Source organism: Bacillus infantis NRRL B-14911 (genome assembly GCF_000473245.1).
In the GTDB taxonomy this organism is placed as follows: domain Bacteria; phylum Bacillota; class Bacilli; order Bacillales; family Cytobacillaceae; genus Bacillus_AB; species Bacillus_AB infantis.
Genome location: NC_022524.1, coordinates 2,315,104 through 2,335,639, shown reverse-complemented (window position 1 = coordinate 2,335,639; position 20,536 = coordinate 2,315,104). Strand labels below are relative to the sequence as shown.

General features: G+C 45.6%; 16 protein-coding genes and 1 riboswitch. Of the genes, 10 read left to right on the top strand and 6 right to left on the bottom strand.

All coding sequences use genetic code 11. The features are described 5' to 3' along the window. Positions 1 to 274: 274 nt before the first annotated feature. The 5 genes from metH to N288_RS11590 form a co-directional block, all read right to left on the bottom strand. Positions 275 to 3,724 (bottom strand): methionine synthase, encoded by a 3,450-nt coding sequence (gene metH / locus N288_RS11610; protein ID WP_009793771.1) that lies wholly within the window; start codon positions 3,722 to 3,724, stop codon positions 275 to 277. After that, on the bottom strand, positions 3,702 to 5,567 hold the full coding sequence (locus tag N288_RS11605; RefSeq protein WP_009793772.1) for a bifunctional homocysteine S-methyltransferase/methylenetetrahydrofolate reductase: 1,866 nt from the start codon (positions 5,565 to 5,567) through the stop codon (positions 3,702 to 3,704). Before N288_RS11605 ends, metH begins: the two co-directional genes overlap by 23 nt. After that, a complete protein-coding gene (metC, locus tag N288_RS11600) occupies positions 5,564 to 6,751 on the bottom strand; it encodes a cystathionine beta-lyase (RefSeq protein ID WP_009793773.1) in 1,188 nt (395 codons plus the stop codon). The genes N288_RS11605 and metC overlap by 4 nt, the downstream gene beginning before the upstream one ends. After that, positions 6,748 to 7,896: a methionine biosynthesis PLP-dependent protein gene (locus tag N288_RS11595; protein ID WP_050767301.1), complete on the bottom strand. Its 1,149-nt coding sequence runs from the start codon at positions 7,894 to 7,896 to the stop codon at positions 6,748 to 6,750. Before N288_RS11595 ends, metC begins: the two co-directional genes overlap by 4 nt. Positions 7,897 to 7,962: 66 nt before the next feature. Continuing rightward, positions 7,963 to 8,076, bottom strand: a riboswitch (SAM riboswitch). A gap of 83 nt (positions 8,077 to 8,159) precedes the next feature. Beyond that, entirely contained in the window at positions 8,160 to 8,339 is a 180-nt protein-coding gene (locus N288_RS11590; RefSeq protein ID WP_035402568.1) for an H-type small acid-soluble spore protein, read from the bottom strand. 833 nt (positions 8,340 to 9,172) lie between these two features. Here N288_RS11590 and sucA point away from each other — a divergent pair. Further along, positions 9,173 to 12,013 (top strand): 2-oxoglutarate dehydrogenase E1 component, encoded by a 2,841-nt coding sequence (gene sucA, locus N288_RS11580; RefSeq protein WP_009793777.1) that lies wholly within the window; start codon positions 9,173 to 9,175, stop codon positions 12,011 to 12,013. A 1-nt stretch (position 12,014) separates the two neighbouring features. Then, complete coding sequence (gene odhB, locus N288_RS11575; protein WP_009793778.1) at positions 12,015 to 13,283, top strand: 2-oxoglutarate dehydrogenase complex dihydrolipoyllysine-residue succinyltransferase; 1,269 nt, start codon at positions 12,015 to 12,017, stop codon at positions 13,281 to 13,283. A 328-nt stretch (positions 13,284 to 13,611) separates the two neighbouring features. Here the strand turns inward: odhB and sda are convergent, their stop codons facing one another. Beyond that, positions 13,612 to 13,743 carry a sporulation histidine kinase inhibitor Sda gene (sda, locus tag N288_RS11570; RefSeq protein WP_022543868.1) on the bottom strand — a complete coding sequence of 44 codons (132 nt, stop codon included), beginning with the start codon at positions 13,741 to 13,743 and terminating at the stop codon, positions 13,612 to 13,614. Between the two features lie 267 nt (positions 13,744 to 14,010). Between sda and N288_RS11565 the strand changes: the two genes are divergently transcribed. The 8 genes from N288_RS11565 (at position 14,011) to N288_RS11530 (ending at position 20,481) form a co-directional block, all read left to right on the top strand. Then, entirely contained in the window at positions 14,011 to 14,841 is an 831-nt protein-coding gene (locus tag N288_RS11565) for an AAC(3) family N-acetyltransferase (RefSeq protein WP_009793781.1), read from the top strand. Next, complete coding sequence (locus N288_RS11560) at positions 14,825 to 15,604, top strand: VOC family protein (RefSeq protein WP_009793782.1); 780 nt, start codon at positions 14,825 to 14,827, stop codon at positions 15,602 to 15,604. Before N288_RS11565 ends, N288_RS11560 begins: the two co-directional genes overlap by 17 nt. 18 nt (positions 15,605 to 15,622) lie before the next feature. Next, entirely contained in the window at positions 15,623 to 16,036 is a 414-nt protein-coding gene (locus tag N288_RS11555; RefSeq protein ID WP_022543867.1) for a secondary thiamine-phosphate synthase enzyme YjbQ, read from the top strand. 83 nt (positions 16,037 to 16,119) lie between these two features. Next, positions 16,120 to 16,854 (top strand): class I SAM-dependent methyltransferase, encoded by a 735-nt coding sequence (locus tag N288_RS11550; protein WP_022543866.1) that lies wholly within the window; start codon positions 16,120 to 16,122, stop codon positions 16,852 to 16,854. Positions 16,855 to 16,981: 127 nt separating this feature from the next. Continuing rightward, positions 16,982 to 18,637, top strand: coding sequence for an AMP-binding protein (locus N288_RS11545; RefSeq protein ID WP_035402570.1), 1,656 nt, complete (start codon positions 16,982 to 16,984; stop codon positions 18,635 to 18,637). A gap of 392 nt (positions 18,638 to 19,029) precedes the next feature. Next, entirely contained in the window at positions 19,030 to 19,908 is an 879-nt protein-coding gene (locus N288_RS11540; RefSeq protein ID WP_022543863.1) for a gamma-glutamylcyclotransferase, read from the top strand. A 60-nt stretch (positions 19,909 to 19,968) separates the two neighbouring features. After that, positions 19,969 to 20,226, top strand: a complete 258-nt coding sequence (locus N288_RS11535; protein WP_129612184.1) for a hypothetical protein — start codon at positions 19,969 to 19,971, stop codon at positions 20,224 to 20,226. Between the two features lie 51 nt (positions 20,227 to 20,277). Continuing rightward, positions 20,278 to 20,481 carry a DUF6501 family protein gene (locus tag N288_RS11530; protein WP_009793789.1) on the top strand — a complete coding sequence of 68 codons (204 nt, stop codon included), beginning with the start codon at positions 20,278 to 20,280 and terminating at the stop codon, positions 20,479 to 20,481. Positions 20,482 to 20,536 lie beyond the last annotated feature (55 nt).

Here is a 20,536-nt window from a genome sequence, read left to right as displayed (position 1 = left end):
AAGGCTTTTCAAGCTCAGAGGGAATTTCTCCGCTTATATTTCAGCCTGTCACTGAATCTACCATTCAGGTCCGGGAAGCCTCCGTTCTTTAATGGATGGGCGGGGATTGATCTTAAATAATGATTGCGAAAAAGCAACAATCAATGCGAATAGAGCCTTACAAAAAATACAGCATCGCAGCTCCTGTATGTCAATCAAACATTAATTACACAAGATTAAAAATTTTAAATACCTGCACAGCGAAAAAGCCTGCCGTTACTGGCAGGCCTCCATATCAGTTTTTCAATACATTAAAATAGCGTGCTTCCGGATGGGCAAAAACCATGGCTGAAACCGAAGCTTCCGGCTCCATCATAAATCCTTCTGTCAGGTCTATGCCAATTTCCTCCGGCTTGATCAGATCAAAAAGCTTGCGCTGATCTTCAAGCTCCGGGCAGGCGGGATAGCCGAATGAAAAGCGCTGTCCCTGATATTTTGCTGAAAACCTCTCTTTCATAGTAAAGTCTACAGGATCAGGGAAGCCCCAGCGGTCACGTATTTGCCTGTGGACAAGTTCAGCAAAACCTTCTGCCGTTTCAAGCGCCAAAGCCTGCAGGGCATGATTTTCAAGAAAGCGGCCTTCCTTTTTAAGTATTTCGGCAGTCTCCCTTACAGCATTGCCTGCAGTAACAGAGAAAAAGGCGACATAATCCATTTCCCCGCCACCAGCAGGCTTCAAATAATCGGCAAGGCACAAAAATGGCTCAGTCTGCTGTCTTGGAAAATCAAATACCTCTAATATCCTGCTGTGGTCGTCCTTATCATAGATGATGACCTTGTTCCCGTCAGATTGAGCAGGAAAAAATTGATAGACAGCACTAGGTATGATCCAGCCCTCAGTTTTCGCCTGCACGATAAGGGAATCTACAGTATCATTCAATTTCAATGCCTTCTCATCACCTGACTCAATGAGACGGCTGATATTGCCCTTAAGCCCCAAATGATGCCCTAAAAGCATCTGCCGGTTAATATAAGGCTCAATATGCCCAAGTGTATAGGATCTTAGGACATGCCGCTCCAAATCCTGCGGAACAAAAACCGGTACATCAGACCGGACTGAAGGCCTCACCTTAAGTGCAGCAAGAGCTCCTGTTTTTCTTTCTGTTAAAGCAGAAGGGAGGGGGAGGGACCGCTTTGCCTCTTGCTCGGCAAGGAGCCTGTTGTATTCCGGCTCATCACGGAGCTGATCGGCTATTGATAATCCATTCATCGCATCTTTGGCATACATCACGAGGCCATTGTATTCTCTCGATATTTTCGTATCTGTGAATTTCCTTGATAGTGCCGCACCGCCGACGAGAATAGGGATATCAATGCCTGCCTGTTTCATATCAGAAGCGGTGATGACCATCTGCTGTGCGGATTTAACAAGCAGGCCAGAGAGTCCGACCATATTGGGCTTTTCCTTTTTTACTGCTTCAACTAGCTCAGAAGGTGATACTTTGATGCCAAGGTCGATTACTTCGTACCCATTATTACTGAGAATGATATCAACAAGGTTTTTGCCTATATCATGAACATCTCCTTTTACAGTGGCAAGAATGATTTTCCCTTTGCCTGATGAAGTTCCTTTCTCCATAAATGGTTCAAGATAGGAAACCGAGGCCTTCATCACTTCTGCACTCTGCAGCACTTCGGCGACAATCAGCTGGTTGTCGTTGAACAGTCGGCCGACCTCTTTCATCCCATCCATCAAGGGTCCATTTATGATTTCAAGAGGGGAACTGTACTCCAGTAAGGCTGCTTTAAGGTCTTCCAAGAGGCCTTCTTTTGTACCTTCTTTTATATAATAGGCAAGGCGTTCAGCCAGGCTCATATCAGGAAGAAGGCTTTTTTCTTCCTTTTTCTTGCCCCGGTAAAATTCTGTGAACTGTGCGAGTGTTTCATCCGTAGTTTCAAATAACAGCTTTTCTGCCAAAGCAATTTCTTCACTTGCTATACTGGCAAACCGCTCAAGTTTTTCTGTATTCACAATTGCATAGTCCAATCCCGCCTGGGTACAGTGATAGAGGAAGACGGAATTAAGAATCTCCCTTCCAACCGGAGGCAGGCCAAAAGAAACATTGCTGATGCCAAGAATCGTTTGTGTCTTTGGAAAGCGTTCTTTTATCAGGCGGATACCCTCAACAGTCGCTTCTGCCGAACCGATGTATTGTTCATCACCTGTCCCAACCGGGAAGACGAGCGGGTCAAAAATGATGTCCTCAGGAGGAATCCCATATTTTTCAACCAGAAGGGTATAGGAGCGGGAAGCAATTTCAAGCTTTCTATCTGCACTCACTCCCATGCCTTTCTCATCTATGGTTCCGACTACCACTGCTGCCCCGTACAGGCGTATAAGAGGGGCAATAGCCTCAAATCTTTCTTCGCCATCCTCCAGATTGATAGAGTTGATCACGGATTTTCCCTGCAGGTAAATAAGGGCTTTTTCTATAACTTTCTCATCTGTAGAATCTATTACAATCGGTGCTTTTACTTTTTTAGTTACTTCTTTAATGAAATTTTCCATATCTTCCAGTTCATCCCGATCAGGGTCAGCAAGGCATATATCAATAACATGGGCGCCATTCTTGACCTGTGCCCTCGCGACTTCTGACGCTTCTTCAAACTTTCCCTCGGCAATCAGTCTTCTGAACTTCCTGGATCCTATGACATTTGTCCGCTCGCCGACCATGATGGGGCGGAGGGTTGGGTCATCATAGATGAGCGGCTCAATGCCTGATACTTTATGGGCAGATGCTGCAGAGATTTTCCGCGGTGCAAAATGTTCCATTTTATCTGCAATTGCCTTGATATGCTCCGGTGTAGTTCCGCAGCACCCGCCGACGATGTTCAGCCAGCCCTGTGAGGCAAACCCTGCAAGCTTTTCTGCGAGCGATTCAGGTGTTTCGTGGTAGCGCCCTTCTTCATCAGGCAGCCCGGCGTTTGGATAACAGCTGACAGCAGCATCTGCAAGCGAAGATAATGACCTGATATGCTCCTGCATAAATTCAGGTCCTGTAGCGCAATTAAGGCCGACAGCCAGCGGTTTCATATGCTCTAGGGAAATATAAAAAGCTTCAATTGGCTGGCCCGCGAGTGTCGTCCCCATAGGTTCAATTGTACCTGAAACAATAAGGGGGAGAGTGATGCCGGTTTTTTTGAAGGCATTTTGTATCCCGATATATCCTGCTTTCACGTTGAGCATATCCTGGCTGGTCTCAAGAAGGAGGAGGTCCGCTTTGCCATCAATTAATCCGCAGGCTTGTTCCTCATATGACAATGACAGCTCTTCAAATGTCGTTCCTCCTGTGACACTAAGTGTTTTTGTAGTAGGTCCCATAGATCCGGCAACAAAACGCGGCCATGAAGGAGTGCTGATCTGATCAGCCGCTTTCCTTGCAATCAAAGAAGCAGTTCTGTTGATTTCATAGGCTTTTTCTTTAAGGCTGTATTCATCAAGGACAATGCTTGTGGCCCCGAAAGTATTGGTTTCAATTATATCGGCACCGGCCTTAAGATAGGCAAGGTGGATTTCTTTAATAACCCCCGGTGCTGTAAGATTCAAGTATTCATTGCAGCCATCATACTGTTCGCCGCCAAAATCTTCAGCAGAAAGATCAGCTCTCTGCAGCATCGTTCCCATGGCGCCATCCATGATCAGGATTTTATTATTCATTCTTTCAGATAGAGAAATCTTTGGCATTCCTGCTCCTCCTGGCTGTCTTCAGCTTCTCGCTGCGCGCATATGCGGCAAGCTCCGCTGTCAGTTCATACTTCATAAACGGGGTGATTAAATAGATGCCATTGAACAGCTCTGCTGCTGCATCAATCAGCTCTTTGCTTATGCTGATCCCTTCGCGGACTGACTGGAGGGGGTCATCTTTCAGGCTGTTCATACGTTCCCTGATTTTGTCGGATATTTTGATGCCCGGCACCTCATTATGAAGGAAATCAGCATTCCTGCTGCTCGTCAGAGGCATGAGGCCGATATAGATCGGCTGTTCCATATGTTTGGTAGCCTCATATATTTCCATAAGCTTCTCTTCCGAAAATACAGGCTGGGTAATAAAATAATCCGCTCCGCACTCCGCCTTTTTTTCGAGCCTCTGAACTGCCTTCTCAAGAGAACGGACATTTGGGTTAAAGGCAGCAGCAACAGAAAATGCAGCTTTTTGTCCAAGATCCTTGCCTGAAATCGAGCGGCCTTCATTCAGCTGCTTGATCATCTGAATCAGCTCGAAGGAGGACATATCATATACGGAAGATGCGCCGGGAAAATCGCCGACCCTTGCAGGATCTCCGGTAATGGCAAGAATATCATGGAGTCCCAGTGTATGAAGGCCCATTAAATGGGATTGCAGCCCAATGATATTCCTGTCCCTGCACGTCAGGTGAATGAGCGGACGAAGCCCCAGCCTGTTCTTTGCCAAATAGCCGAGTGCTTCATTTGAGATCCGGGGGGATGCAAGCGAATTATCGGCAAGTGTAATTGCGTCAATGCCTGCGTCTTGAAGAGCCTTGGCCCCGGCAAAAAATTTATCCGTTTCCAATTTCCTTGGAGGATCCAATTCAACGATGACTGACTGTCTCTTTTTCACAAGATCCTGGAGCGGGGGAAGATCCCTTTGGGCCTCTTTTGGCATAATCCGAATTTTAGCCTTTGGTTCCCTGACTTCCTTTTTCTCTAAAGGAGGAGATCCTTTTAATTCATCTGAAAATGCACGGATGTGAGCAGGAGTGGTGCCGCAGCATCCTCCAAGCAGCCTTACCCCCTGGTTCCTGAAAGCTTTGGCAGACTGCCTGAAATATTCTGCATCGCCTTCGTAATGGAATTTTCCATCCGTGTATGCAGGCAGGCTGGCATTTGGATATGCGGACAGGTAAGCCTTCTGTGGCAGGGGCACCTCCTCAAGCGTCAGCAGCATATGATGGGGGCCAAGCCGGCAATTGAGCCCGACGATATCCGCGCCGAGCGCATCCAGCCTGGACAGCGCTTCGCTTATGGGAGTGTGATCCTGCATAATACCCGTCTCCTGCAGTGACACCTGGGCAATGAGAGGGAGGGCTGTTTCTTTCCTCGCGATCGAAAGGACAGTTTCCAGTTCCTTGAGATCATAATAGGTCTCAAGAAGGATCGCATCCACCCCTTCCATCAGCAAGCAGTAGAGCTGCTCCCTGAAGCTCCTTTTTATTTCTTCTATAGATATTGAGTGGGGTTTGATCCCGCGGTTTCCGCCAATCGTTCCGGCCACAAAGGCATGATTTCCCGCAGCCTTCCTCGCAACAGTGACAGCGGCACTGTTTATTTCCTTTACATGGTCCTCCAGTCCGTAGCGCTGCAGCTTGAGATAATTGGCTGCATAGGTATTGGTCTGGATCAAAGTTGCACCTGCATCTATATAAGCTTGGTGGATATTTTGAATATGGCCTGGCTGTGATACATTAAGTTCTTCAAAGCAGAAATCTGTACCATAGGAATAGAGGAGAGTGCCCATCGCTCCATCTGCTATGATGATCTCTTTTTCCATTTTATCCAGCAGACTCATAGTTTTACCCTCGCTGTATGGCATGTTCTCTCTGCGGCAGAAAGTGCTCTGCTGAAATCGTGTATTAAATCATCCGGATTTTCGAGGCCTGCAGAAAGGCGGAGAAGGGAGTCGGATATTCCGCGCCTGCTTCTTTCGGGTGCAGGCATGGAGGCATGAGACATCCGGGCTGGCCAGGAGAGTATCGACTCGACAGCGCCCAGGCTTACTGCAAAAACCGGGATTTCCAGAGCATCAGAGAATTTCCGCAGCGCATCTTCGTCTTCAAGCTCAAAAGACAGCACAGCTCCCGGCCCGGCAGCCTGTTCTCTCTGCAGCTTAAACTGCGGATGGCTCTCAAGCCCAGGGTAATGCACTTTTTTCACAAGTGGGTGATTCTCAAGGAAAAGAGCAATTTTCTCTGCTGTTATCATGGACTGCTGCAGTCTGACATGAAGGGTTTTCAAACCCCTCAGCACCAGCCAGCAATCCTGCACACCAAGGACAGCACCAAAGGAATTCTGCAGAAAGGCCACTTTCTCAGCCAGCACTGGATCTTTTACTGCACAAAGGCCGGCAACGACATCACTGTGTCCGGAGATAAATTTCGTCGCACTGTGAAGGACAATATCTGCCCCAAGGTCCAGCGGCTTTTGCAGCTGGGGGGTCATGAAAGTATTGTCAACGAACGTATAAGCATCTTTTTCCCTGGCAATCTCAGCAATGCTTTTAATATCGGCAACCTTCAAGAGGGGATTGGAAGGTGTTTCAACATAGAATAGTTTTGTATGTGGAAGGGCAGCCTCTTTTACTTCTTCTAAATTAGTCATATCTGCGAAGGTGTAATCAATTCCGTAGCGCGAGAGGACCTCTGTGACCATCCTGTAGGTGCCTCCGTATACATCCTCTGAAATGACGACATGGTCTCCCTGGGAAAGAAGAAGAAAGCAAGTGGAGATGGCCGCCATACCGGAAGAAAACGCAAATCCTCTGGTTCCGCCTTCAAGTCCTGCAATTACTTCTTCAAGCGCCTCTCTTGTCGGGTTTAGGCTTCTTGAGTAGTCATATTTGCCAAAAGACTCAAGATCCTTTTGATGAAAGGTGGAGGCATGATGAATCGGGACGCTTACAGCCCCTGTAACCGGGTCTGTTTTATGTTTATTGTGCAATAGCTTTGTTTCGAATCTATAACAGTCTTCGTTCATTTTGCATTCTCCCCTTCCACACAGCCACTGAAGGCCTGTTCCAAATCTTTCATCAAATCTTCCGGATCTTCGATGCCAACAGAAAATCTAAGGAGCTTGCCGCAGATTCCATTGGCTAATCGGGTCTCTTCCGGGATGTCAGCATGTGTCTGTGTGGCAGGATAAGTAATAAAGCTTTCAGTTCCGCCAAGACTTTCGGCGAAAGTAATAAGGTTCAGCTTCTGCAGGAATAGATCTGCCCAATTTTCTTCAAGGATTCTGAAGGAGAGCATTCCGCCTTTTCCGGGATACAGCACTTCCTCTACATATTCATGGCTGTTCAAGTATTCAGCCAGTTTACGAGCATTGCTTTCATGCTTCTTCATCCGGAGGGCAAGGGTCTTCATCCCTCTCATCAGGAGCCAGGAATCAAATGGGCTTAACACTGCTCCTGCAGCATTATGGTGATGGGCAAGGGAGGCACATAACTTCTCTCCTCGTGCCGCAATAAGGCCTGCGAGCACATCGTTATGGCCGCCCAGATATTTTGTAGCACTGTGTATGACGATATCGGCCCCCAGTCTGATTGGCTGCTGAAGGACCGGCGTAAAAAAGGTATTATCGACGATCAGTAGAATTCCATGCTGGCGGGCGATTGCAGCCATAGCCTCAATATCAGCCTGCTGCATGAGCGGGTTGGTCGGCGTTTCCAGGAATATTGCTTTCGTATGAGGCGAGATTTGCCTGCTTACCGCATGGATATCAGAGGTATCTGCGTATTTTGTAACCAGCCCCCATTTGGCAAAACCCTGCTCAAGCAGCCTGTAGGTGCCTCCATAAAGATCCTTTGACACCACCAGCTCATCACCTGAACGGAATAGAGATAAAACAACGGAGATGGCGCTCATGCCCGAACTGCAGGCATAACCCTGATCAGCTCCTTCAAGGCTGGCAATTGCCTGCTCAAGTATTTCCCTAGTTGGATTTCCCGTCCGGACATAATCATAGCCGTTGGACTTGCCGATTCCTTCATGTCGGTAAGCTGTAGAAAAATAAACCGGAGGGTTGACGGTTCCTGTATGCTGATCGCTTCGATTGCCAAGCTGCGCCAATAATGTTTCTGTTTTCACCAATATGTTCACTCCTTTTTTGCACAATGCTTTCATGCTCCATGGAAAATAAAAAAAGTCTTCTATAAGAAGAAGACTTTTTGGATGCAGCACTTGTCATTCTTCTTATCTTTCAAGCCCATAAAGGACCTGCAGGAATTAGCACCTTTTCAATATTATCCATTGAAGGTTGCTGAGGCTTCACAGGGCCATACCCTCTGCCTCTCTTGATAAGAAATACAGTTATTGAATTTTCTATACTTTACAATATTAAACCAGTAAAAGTCAATGAACTTTCATAATATTTTAAAAATATGATCTCAACCCTCGATCAGATTCAGGACAGATACATCCAATTCCTTTTCAGGTTCAGCCCTGGAATATATCCTCGCTGTCCTTGTCCTTTCATCCACATGCTGTATGATTACAGATTCACCTTCATAGCTGACTTTAATAGGATCAGCAGACATAAGAATTTCTTTTGCCCTGCCAATATTCATTTTCATTCCTCCTTGGAAAGTATCGTTATATTTTTTGTACAGCCGGGAGAAATTTATGCGGAAGAAAAGAAAAAATGGGAATTTATTTTTGTGAAAATTCAGCTCTTTTGCTTTAGAATAGAAGCAAGAAAAGGAAAGTGAAGGTGAGTCCATGCAAAAACATATGAAAAATCGCTGCTTATTGTATGAATGCATTCAAGACGGAGAGCTGATCGAAGAGGCAGGCCATATTCCATTCCAGCATGCGGACACCCTGGTCAAGGGTCCTTATGACTTTCCTTTGGACAGAAGACAAGAATGTCTGCACAGCATAAAGAGCAGGAAAACAAAACAGCTGGGCATTAATATAGAAAGAATATAATGGGGGACTGCACATAAAAACGCCGGGTCAGGCATTGTATTAGATTACTAAGTTGAAACATAGGAAAAAAATAAAACCGGGAATCTTTCCCGGTTTTATTTTTTACTATTAGAATAATAATCGCTGTTTATTCACAAGAATCCCTTAATCCTTTACAGTCCTAAAGTTAGATATCTACCTATTATAACATTACTATATTCATAATGGAGCGAAAAAAAATAGAAAAATCATTTTTTTAATATAGATTTTAAGGTGATGAAAAAAAATTACATTTTTCTTCTAATTTTCAGTTTAAATCCTTTGTACGATAGGGATTTGCGTGGTAAAATGTCATTGAAAACGTTTTATCCTCTGAATAAAATTATTATTCATACAATTTTGCGTTACTATTTCATATATTAGGGTAAAAATTTACGGGATAAAATGCCGGAAACTAAATGTTTTCTTAAAAAAACACTCGGAGGTAATTTTCATGAAAACGCCATCCAACGGCGAGGGACCTTTACAGGGGTTTCATGGACCAAACCTTGGCTATGTTATTGAATTATATGAAAGATTCCTGGAGGACCCTCAATCAGTAGACGCTGAAATGAGAGAGTACTTTGAAAAGTGGGGATCTCCTGAACAAACTCAGATTGACACCTTTGAAAATGATAAGCCTGTCCAGGCTGCAGCTCCCGGACAGCTGGAAAAAACGCTGGCAGCTATCCGCCTTGCGGATAATATCAGGGCGTACGGCCATATCTCGGCTGATATCTACCCATTAAAAAACAATAAGCCGGAGAAAGACATCCTTGCGCTGGAGCAATATGGATTGACCCGGAATGATCTGGAGCAGGTGCCGGCATCGATCATTTGTTCAGATGCCCCTTCACATGTACGCAATGGATTTGAAGCAATAGAGCATCTTAAGAATGTATATACCCAAACAATAGCTTATGAGTTTCATCATGTATACGATGTGAACGAAAAGAATTGGCTTCGGAACAAGGTGGAAACAGGCACACTGCTTGCCGAACCTTCAAATGAAAAGAAGGTGGGAGTCCTGAAAAGGCTGATGGAGGTTGAGGAGTTTGAAAAATTCCTTCATCGCACATTTGTCGGGCAAAAACGCTTTTCAATCGAAGGGCTTGATACGCTTGTGCCGCTATTGGACGAGCTGGTTGCAGAATCTGTTGTCGACGGCGCGAAGACGATCAATATCGGAATGGCTCACCGGGGCCGCCTGAACGTGCTTGCCCATGTGCTTGGTAAGCCGTATGAAATGATCTTCGCTGAATTCCAGCATGCGCCGAATAAAGAGCTTGTGCCTTCTGAAGGTTCTATCGGCATTAACTACGGCTGGACAGGCGACGTAAAATATCACCTGGGATTGGACAGGCAGATCAAGAAGGAAAACACGACTAAAGCAAGACTGACGCTTGCTAATAACCCGAGCCACCTTGAATTCGTCGGCGCGGTAGTTGAAGGCTTCACACGGGCAGCCCAGGATGACAGAAGCGCTTCCGGCTATCCGAAGGAAGATCCAAGCTCGGCTATGGCAATCCTTATTCATGGTGACGCAGCTTTCCCGGGACAGGGAACTGTGGCAGAAACATTGAATCTCAGCCAGCTTACTGGTTACCGTACTGGCGGAACCATTCATATCATTGCAAATAATACGATCGGATTTACAACAGAATCCCAGGATTCCAGATCTACCCGGTATGCAAGCGATCTTGCCAAGGGCTATGAAATTCCGATCCTGCATGTAAATGCTGACGATCCTGAAGCTGTGGTAGCTGCCGCCCAGCTCGCCTGTGAATACAGGGCGAAATTCAATAAAGATTTTCTGATTGATCTGATCGGCTACCGACGTTTCGGACACAACGAAATGGATGAGCCGATGACGACAAATCCGCTTATGTACAATGTTATACATAAGCGCCCAACCATTAAATCACTATACAGTGAACAGCTGGTTGCAAACGGCACTCTTTCCAGGGAAAGCCTGGAAGGAATGGATGCTGAGGTTCTTGATAAGCTGAAAGAGGCCTATAATAAAGTTCCAGATAAGAAAAAGGAAGTTGAGGAAACCAATCCGCCTGAAACGGTTGAAAAAGGTATTCCTGAATTAGCCACAGCTGTTGAACTGAAGACATTAAAGCAAATCAATGAAGAGCTTCTGACATGGCCTGAAGATTTCAAGGTCTTCAATAAACTGGACAAAATCCTGAAGCGCAGGACTGAAGCGCTCGAAGGCAACGGAAAAATTGACTGGGGCCTTGCAGAAACATTGGCATTCGCCTCCATCCTGAAGGATGGTACGCCAATCCGCCTGTCCGGGCAGGATTCAGAACGCGGAACCTTTGCCCAGAGAAATGTTGTCCTTCATGACAGCAGTTCAGGAAAAGCTTATTCACCATTGCATATGCTTTCTTCTTCTAAAGCTTCATTTGCAGTCCATAACAGCCCGCTGTCAGAAATGGCTGTTGTCGGCTTTGAATACGGCTACAATGTATTCGCACCTGAAACTTTAGTGCTGTGGGAAGCACAATACGGTGACTTCTCCAATGCTGCACAAGTCATGTTCGACCAATTCATATCCGCTGGAAGAGCGAAATGGGGACAGAAATCCGGTCTTGTCATGCTTCTGCCTCATGGTTATGAAGGCCAGGGGCCAGAGCACTCGAGCGGCAGGGTTGAAAGATTCCTGACTTTAGCAGCTGAAAACAACTGGACAGTTGCCAACCTGACTTCATCTGCACAGTACTTCCATATTCTGAGGAGACAGGCTGCCATCCTGAACAGGGAAGAAGTAAGGCCACTTGTCCTCATGTCGCCTAAGAGCCTGCTGCGCAACCCGAATGTTGCTTCCAACGGGCTGGAGCTCAGCGAAGGAGCCTTCCAGCCGATCATTGAACAGCCTGGATTGGGACAGGCAAAAGATCAGGTGAAAAGGATTGTATTTGGTACAGGAAAGATCATGATCGACCTTCATGAGAATATTGAGGATGCAGCTAACCTTGACTGGCTTCATATTTTAAGGGTCGAAGAAATTTACCCGTTCCCGATGAAGAAAATCAGAAGCATCCTTGAACAGTATCCAAACGTTGAGGAAATCGTATGGGTTCAGGAAGAGCCGAAGAATATGGGAGCATGGAATTTTGTAGAACCGCGCCTTTCCGAATTGGCTCCAGCCGGTGCAAAAGTTTCCTATACCGGAAGACGCCGCCGTTCAAGCCCGGCAGAGGGTGACCCGAACGTCCACAAAAAAGAACAAGCGCGCATCATTAATGAAGTCTTAACACGTACGGAAGAGGGAGGATTTTAAAGTGGCAGAAATTAAAGTTCCAGAATTGGCGGAATCAATTACAGAAGGTACGGTGGCTCAATGGCTGAAACAGCCGGGCGACTTTGTCAATAAAGGGGATTATGTCGTAGAGCTGGAAACCGACAAGGTCAATGTTGAAATCATCTCTGAATACAGCGGAGTCATCAAGGATCTCGGCGCACAAGAAGGTGACACTGTCCAGGTTGGCGAAACGATTGCGACAGTTGATACGGAAGCGACAGAAGGCAGTGCTCCTGCTGAAGAAGCACTAGCTGAGAAAGCGCCTCAGGCATCTGAGCCGCCGGCTGCTCCGAAAGAGCCTGTAACAAACGAAGCTAAGCCGCAGACAGAAGAAGAACAGGAAAAGAAGCAGCGTCCGATCGCATCTCCTGCAGCACGCAAGATGGCCCGGGAAAAAGGCATTGATCTCAGCCAGGTGCCGACAGCCGATCCTCTTGGCCGCGTAAGGGCACAGGATGTTTCCGGATACAATCCACAGGCAGCAAAGCAAGAATCAAAGCCAGCAGCTGCATCACCAGGACCTGCTGCACAGCCGGCACAGGACAGCAAGCCTGTCGAACGCGTCCGCATGTCCCGCCGCAGACAGACGATTGCCAATCGCCTTGTTGAGGTTCAGCAGAATGCTGCCATGCTGACAACGTTCAATGAAGTTGATATGACCAATGTAATGAACCTGCGCAAGCGCCGCAAAGACAAGTTCTTTGAAGAAAATGACGTTAAGCTGGGCTTTATGTCATTCTTCACAAAAGCAGTTGTTGCTGCCCTGAAGAAGAATCCTTTGTTGAATGCGGAAATACAGGGTGACGAGCTGGTACTCAAGAAATTCTATGATATCGGCATCGCTGTTTCTGCAAAAGAAGGCCTCGTCGTTCCTGTCGTACGGGACGCGGACCGGAAGAACTTTGCTGAAATAGAAGGCGACATCATGGATCTTGCTGACAAAGCAAGAAACAATAAACTCTCACTGAATGACCTGCAGGGAGGAACATTCACAATCACAAATGGCGGAGTATTCGGTTCACTGCTGTCAACACCGATCCTGAATGGCCCTCAGGTAGGCATCCTGGGAATGCACAGCATCCAGCTGCGCCCGGTTGCCATTGATGCCGAGAAGATGGAAAACCGCCCAATGATGTATATAGCATTATCATACGACCACCGCATCGTTGACGGAAAAGAAGCAGTTACCTTCCTGAAGCGCGTAAAAGAGCTGATCGAAGATCCGGAATCATTGCTTTTTGAAGCTTAATAGATAGGAAGCAGAGCCTTAACAGGCTCTGCTTTTTTGTGCGTCTAAAAAAGTTTCCCGAAGGAAACTTTTTCTCGTTTTTGAATAAGCTATATAAAAAGCAGGAGTGAGAAAAGTGGGACGAATTCAGAAGAAAATATACTGCTATTCAGCTTTAATGAAAAAAGCGGGGATTATCAGTGAAGAAGAATATCAAAAGATAATTGAGGGTTGCTGCGGCGGAAAAAGAAGCAGCAGCTGAACATGAGTCCTTGCACAGTTAAAAAAATTCATAAGGGTTAATACTAAAAAACCCGTTTAGAATATTCTAAACGGGTAAAATGCTTCATTAATTTTTAAATGGCCTTAGTCCTCTTCGCTGAATTTCACCTTTAAGTATGTTGATCCATTCTTTTTCCATACCAGTTTTCAATGCATCACGATACGAGACGACAAGTTGTTCATTACTCATAATTTTCATTTTGCATTCCTCCCAGAAAAAGAATTGAATATTCTTACTATTCATTTATTGTAAATGATTGTGCTCATTTTGAAAAGCAATAAGGTAAAAAAATTTACAATCGGTCCTAAAGTACCTATTTTAAGCAACCTACCTCAAATCGATTATTTCTGTCGATTTAGGGTATGAATAGAAATTTACAGCTGGCGGAAGATAGACTCTGGTTATTAAAAAAAAGTAAAATAGACTGTGAGAGACATACAATGACAGGGAAGTAGTGAAAGCATAATGAGTGAAGAAAAAGCAGTAAGCAGAAGCACAAGCCTGATAACAGCAGAGACGCTCAGGAAAGATCTTGAAAGTCTCGGTGTGCGTGAAGGAATGACTTTAATTGTACATTCAAGCCTCAGTTCAATCGGCTGGGTATGCGGTGCAGAACAGGCAGTCATTCAGGCATTACTTAGCGCCGTCGGCGAACAAGGCACAATTGTGATGCCGTCTCAGTCACTGGGAAACAGTGATCCAAAATATTGGCAGAATCCTGCTGTACCTGAAGAATGGTGGGATGGTATCAGGAAAGGCATGCCGGCTTATGATCCCACGACTACTCCTACAAGAGGAATGGGCAGGGTCGCTGAGCTGTTCAGGACTTTTCCGGACGCTAGAAGGAGCGGACATCCTACCGTTTCATTTTCAGCCATCGGCCGCCTGGCAGAGGAAATGACACAGACTCATTCCACCGATTTACCATTCGGGGAAGAATCTCCGCTGGCTAAGCTTTATGATTCCGGCAGCATGGTACTCCTGATCGGAGTGGGTTACGACAACAGCACAAGCATGCATTTGGGAGAGTACAGAGCAGGCGGCCTGAAAACCTATAAGCAAAGTTCTGCCATGATGGAGGGCGGGAAAAGGATCTGGAAGACTTATACAGAGGCAGAGGTTGATTCAGACCGCTTCCCTGAAATCGGACGGGCTTTTGAAAAAGAGCATTCTGTCATGAAAGGGAAGCTGGGGCAGGCAGACTGTCTGATGATGAGTCAAAGGGATATTGTTGACTTTACAGTAAAATGGCTGCAAAAAGAAAAAGGAGGCCAAATAAATGAATTTGAAGCTTGATCATATTGTGCACTTTATTGACAGGCACCCCGCTGAAGCGATTGATAAATTGAACCAAGAGGGACTGAAGGGATATATGGGCGGCCGGCATCCGCTCTGGGGAACCTATAACAGTGTCATTTACTTCAATTCTTCATATATAGAATTCCTGGCAGTGGAGGAGGCGGAGATTGCTGCTTCTTCTGATAATCCATTGATTCAGCAGCTCATAAAAGGGGTAAAAAGAGGAGAAAGAATCGGCCAGCTTTGCTTCAGGACCGAACATATCGGCAAGCTGCAGGAGCAAATGGCCAGTAATGGCATCAAAACAGTCATCCATAAAGGAAGAAGAACAAGGAAAGATGGTAAATTGATTAAATGGAAAATGCTTTTTGCTGAAGGGGGAGGCCGCCTTCCATATCCTTTTTTCATCGAGTGGGAACAGAAGGATGAAGAAAGGTTTAATGATTTAAGAAATACGGGCATCTTATTGCCCAGCCAGGAGTCACATGCGGTTAAGACCATTAAGATATTGACTGAGAATAAGAGCGAAACAGCAGAATCCTGGGCGAAGCTTTTGGGAGGCACCTCCCCAGTTAAGCAAAAGACTGCGGGTGAATCGTTAATTGTTCAGGCAGGAGGGTGCCGGATTGATTTTAGTGAACCATACAGCGAAGAAACCGAAAACATCTTCTCAGAGTTTGGGGAAACGATTTGGCAAGTCACTTACAGCCCGTCCCTGAAAGAGAACCGGATCCATATTTATGGCGGTATCTATCAATAAAAACAAAGGAGGATGCTTGTGCTGAAAAAATACTCGATAACTACCTCGATGCGGGATGAATTAGCAGAAATTACTGATACTGTAAGGGAATTTGCCTTAGATCAGGAGCTCACTGAAGGAGCAATCCTTATATATTGCCCTCATACAACGGCAGGACTGACAATTAATGAAAATGCAGATCCAGATGTAAAAATTGATATGATCAACCGTCTCGATGAAACCTTTCCATGGAATCATTTAAAGGACCGGCATGAGGAAGGGAATACGGCCGCCCATCTGAAAGCTTCCTGCATGGGAGCTTCACAGCATGTCATCGTTACCGGCGGCAGTCTGCTGCTTGGTGTATGGCAGGGCATCTATTTCTGTGAATTCGATGGTCCCCGGGAAAGAACATTTTACCTTAAGGCCATTCATAATCGTGCAAAAGAGTAGGCAGGCGCTAAGGCGCCTTTTTTGTTTTGGTTTTTTGTGATAAAATTCAAAAGATTTGAATTTATGAAGAAAGAGGTGGAATGATGCCATTTAAGGGACCGGAAGCTTATGATGAGGAAGGGTTTTTCAGCAGCTATCTTTCCAGGAGATATCGGGCAGAGAGTCCGAATCATACAATGGAAGAGCCTGCCTTTTATTCTTTGGCCGGCAGCCCCTCAGGCAAGGAAATACTCGAAATTGGGTGCGGTGATGGCTCATATGCTGCCAGCCTGCTGGAAGCGGGATGTGCTTCTTATACTGGAATCGAAGGGTCGCAAAATATGGCCAGACTTGCACAAAAGCGGATGGGGAACTCCAATGGAACAGTGATTCATAGCAGGATAGAAGATTATGAGTGGGAGCAGGAAAAATATGATTTGGTCTTATCCAGGCTGGTCCTTCATTACATAGAAGACCTTGGCCCGGTTTTATCCCACATCCGCTCAGCCCTGAAGCCTGGGGGCAGGCTAGTCATCAGCCTGCAGCACCCCCTTTTGACTTCTTCTTTCAAAAGCACGGACAGTGATGGAAAAAGAAACGAATGGATCGTTGACGACTATTTTCTGACTGGAAAAAGGGAGGAGCCATGGATGGGGAGCTTAGTAGTAAAATACCACAGAACGGTTGAGAACTATTTTGGACTCCTCCAGCAGGCAGGACTGACTGTTGAAAGCTTGAAAGAAGCAGTTCCTCAGGAAGGATTATTTATGGATAAATCGGAGTATGAACGAAGAAGAAGGATACCATTATTCCTGCTGTTTTCCTGCAGCAAGCCATAATTATTGATAAGCCCTGCCGGGGATGCAGGGTTATTTCCCTCTCTCAATAATTGAATATTCTGTAAAATATGATAACATATTTGTAAGCCTTTTCAACACATTAGAAGGAGTGGGGAATATGCAGGGATTGCTTAATACAACAGTCGGAAAATTATTGGAAGAGAAATCACGGCTGCATCCGGGGCATGAAGCTGTCGTTTATCATACAGAAGGGCTGCGGATGACATACCATGAGTTTGACCAATATTGCCGGAAGGCTGCAAAAGGCTTAATGAAACTGGGCATTGAAAAAGGAGAAAACCTTGCTGTTTGGGCGGCAAATACACCAGAATGGCTTGCCTGCCAATTTGCCACAGGCAAGATGGGTGCTGTCCTTGTCACAGTGAACACGAATTACCAGGCTTCAGAGCTGGAGTATCTGCTTAAGCAGTCAGAGTCTTCCACTTTGATCCTTCAGGAGAATTACCGGGGTTCTTCTTACATAGACATGCTTTATGAAATTGTACCTGAGCTGAGGAAATCTGAGCCCGGCAAGCTGAAGAGCAAGAAGCTTCCCTTTTTGAAGAATATTATAGTCATGAGTAAAAACAGATATCCTGGAGCCTACTGCTGGGAAGATATCCTTCAATTATCAGAAGAAGTAAAAGACAGAGATCTCGACCGCCGGATGGAATTACTGGACCCAGATGATGTCATTAACATGCAATATACTTCAGGGACAACCGGTTTCCCTAAAGGCGTAATGCTGACACATGCTAACATCATCAATAACGCCTACCATATCGCAGGCTGCATGGAACTGGGAAAAGAGGACCGTCTATGCATTCCTGTCCCTTTTTTCCACTGCTTTGGATGTGTGCTTGGCACCCTCGCCTGTGTCTCTGTCGGAGCTACTATGCTCCCTGTCCGGGAATTCAGCCCGAAAGAGGTGCTGCTGACTGTCCAAAACGAAAAGTGCACCGGCCTTCATGGTGTACCGACGATGTTCATTGCCGAGCTTAACGACCCATCCTTTGGCGGATATGATCTTTCTTCACTGAGGACAGGGATCATGGCCGGCTCCAACTGCCCGATTGAGGTGATGAAAGCTGTCATTGAGAAAATGGGAGCGGCTGAAATTACGATTGCTTACGGACAGACAGAATCATCCCCAGTCATCACACAGACAAGGACAGACGACCCCATAGAGCTTCGTGTAGAGTCAGTTGGGAAGGCGCTGCCGCATGTCGAAGTCAAGATTGTAACTCCCGGGACTTCACATGAAGTTCCCCGGGGGACCCAAGGGGAACTATGTACAAGGGGCTATCATGTCATGAAAGGCTACTACAACAACCCTGATGCAACAAAAGAGGCCATTGACAGTGAAGGGTGGCTTCATACAGGGGACCTTGCTGTTATGGATGAGAACGGCTATTGCAGCATCACCGGCCGCCTGAAGGATATGGTGATCAGGGGAGGAGAAAATATATATCCCCGTGAAATTGAAGAATTCCTATATACCCATCCCAAGGTACTGGACGTGCAGGTCACCGGGGTTCCTGACCCGGTTTTCGGGGAAGAGCTGATGGCATGGATCATCCTGAAGGAAGGGGAAACCGCTGGGAAAGAGGAACTCAGGTCATTCTGCCGGGGAAAAATATCCAGGCACAAAATTCCCCGGTATTTTGAGTTTGTCAAAGAATATCCGATGACAGCCTCCGGGAAAATCCAAAAGTTTAAATTAAGGGAAAAAGCAAGAGAGATTGCAGAAAAAGAACAAGGAGCCCTGTTACGGCATAAATAAGATACTTCCTTTTTCAATCAAAAGTCTGAATACTGTTCCTCCTTCCCGCCAATGCTGCAGAATGCTCTGCAGATTATAATGAGAATATCAAAAAGCGGGAGGCGCAGCATGATGTATGAAGATACTTATGTAATTGAGAAGCTCAGTCAATACAGGGGAAAGGAATTGGCAAGTATAGTGTTTTTAGAAAAGGAAAAAAAGGAAAAATATCCTTTTTACTGCCACTTTTCACTATTTAAGAATAGGCCGGCATGCCATTGCAGCCAGCTTAATCTGTAGCCAGGTAAAGCAGGGTCTTCATTAGCCCCTGCTTTCTATATTCTGTATAATAGGCGTAAGGCAGGAATGACGGGAATCAACATTTCATTTTATATCAATATGGAGGTTTGACATTGTCTTACGTAAAGCTGTTTGTGTACGGTACATTGAGAAAGCATGAAGAGAATCACTATCTGCTGGAAACCGGCAGGTGCCTGGCAGAGCAGGCATGGGTTTACGGGGAACTGTATGACACAGGGCTGGGCTATCCTTCCATGAAGGCTTCAGCCAATCAGAAAGTATACGGGGAATTATATGAAGTGCACTTGGATCAATTCAAGGACCTTGATGAATTGGAGGATTATATTCCTGGCCGGAAGGATAATCTCTATGACAGGGTGGAGCAGGACATCCATACGGATGCCGGCTCCCTCAGCGGTTTTGTTTATATATCCAACAGAGATGATCTTTTGGCGAAACCTATCCTTCATGGCGATTGGAAACTTTACAGATTTATGGAAGAACGCCCTGCAGACGTATTATATTTTGCTTACGGCTCCTGTATGGACGATGAACGCTTCAGACTGGCAAAGGTGGATCATTTTTTTCAGCAGATTATTGGATCAGGCACCTTAGAAGGCTACTCAATGAAATATCTTCTGGAGAGGCCGGACGAGGGCAGGGGAGATATCATTGAGGATGGCGGATTGACTGAGGGGATCCTTTACCGATTGCCATATGATGCAGTCGAATACCTGTTCATCCGTGAAGGTTTTCATGGAGGACTGTACAGGCCCGTTTTCGTTGATATCAAATCAGAAGGCATTTTGCATAAAAATGTCCTTTCCTTTCATGTTTATAATAAACGGGATGAGCTTGCACCTCCTGACCATTATGCTGCAGAGATCCTTCGGGGTGCAAAGGGGAGGCTAAGCGGGGAATATTTCAAGAAGCTAGAAGGAAAGATCGCTGCGCTCCGTTCCCAAAGCCCTTTAGCTGGCCAAAAGGAATAAAAATTTCTGCTAAAGCCTATCCATAGGTTTAATACTGGCTCCCAAGGTGGTAAATAACCTTTGCCATCATCTCAGAAAGAGGGTCAGCATATGAATATGATTATGGATAATGGCTTGCTGATTGAAGTAATCTATAAGAAAAAGCTTTATCAATACTTAGAATTCATCCGGCTAGATAATATTTGCCAAAAAACATATGTAACATGCAAGAATATAGTGACAGGTGAAATGTACACTTTCGATGAAGAATATATTGATAACATCATTACTAATATCCAGCCAAAACCGGATGAAGAGGAAAATCCAGTTGCTATATAGGCTCCCGATTCTTTATACTAAAAGGTGAAAAAGCTGAAGGAGTGGCAAAAGATGATCCATTTAGACTGGCATGAACGGCCAACATTAAAAACAGTAAAATGCGTCCATACGAATGCAGCCAAGTATATTGTGAACAGGGCGCTTACTGAGGGCAAAGAGTATGAAGTAAAAAATGAGACAGAAGAGTTTTATTTTGTCGTAGACAATTCCGGAAAAGTGAGCGGTTTTTATAAAGATTACTTTCAGGAAGCTTAAGAAGAGAGCTCCGGGCATATGCCTGGGGCTTTTTATTTTTGAAAAAGGATTTTTC

Bases quoted from the DNA above. Each gene is read 5' to 3' on its own strand.
- metH (WP_009793771.1), bottom strand. From the start codon at position 3,724: ATGCCAAAGATTTCTCTATCTGAAAGAATGAATAATAAAATCCTGATC.
- N288_RS11605 (WP_009793772.1), bottom strand. From the start codon at position 5,567: ATGAGTCTGCTGGATAAAATGGAAAAAGAGATCATCATAGCAGATGGA.
- metC (WP_009793773.1), bottom strand. From the start codon at position 6,751: ATGAACGAAGACTGTTATAGATTCGAAACAAAGCTATTGCACAATAAA.
- N288_RS11595 (WP_050767301.1), bottom strand. From the start codon at position 7,896: ATGAAAGCATTGTGCAAAAAAGGAGTGAACATATTGGTGAAAACAGAA.
- N288_RS11590 (WP_035402568.1), bottom strand. From the start codon at position 8,339: ATGAATATTGGCAGGGCAAAAGAAATTCTTATGTCTGCTGATCCTATT.
- sucA (WP_009793777.1), top strand. From the start codon at position 9,173: ATGAAAACGCCATCCAACGGCGAGGGACCTTTACAGGGGTTTCATGGA.
- sda (WP_022543868.1), bottom strand. From the start codon at position 13,743: ATGAAAATTATGAGTAATGAACAACTTGTCGTCTCGTATCGTGATGCA.
- N288_RS11565 (WP_009793781.1), top strand. From the start codon at position 14,011: ATGAGTGAAGAAAAAGCAGTAAGCAGAAGCACAAGCCTGATAACAGCA.
- N288_RS11560 (WP_009793782.1), top strand. From the start codon at position 14,825: ATGAATTTGAAGCTTGATCATATTGTGCACTTTATTGACAGGCACCCC.
- N288_RS11550 (WP_022543866.1), top strand. From the start codon at position 16,120: ATGCCATTTAAGGGACCGGAAGCTTATGATGAGGAAGGGTTTTTCAGC.
- N288_RS11530 (WP_009793789.1), top strand. From the start codon at position 20,278: ATGATCCATTTAGACTGGCATGAACGGCCAACATTAAAAACAGTAAAA.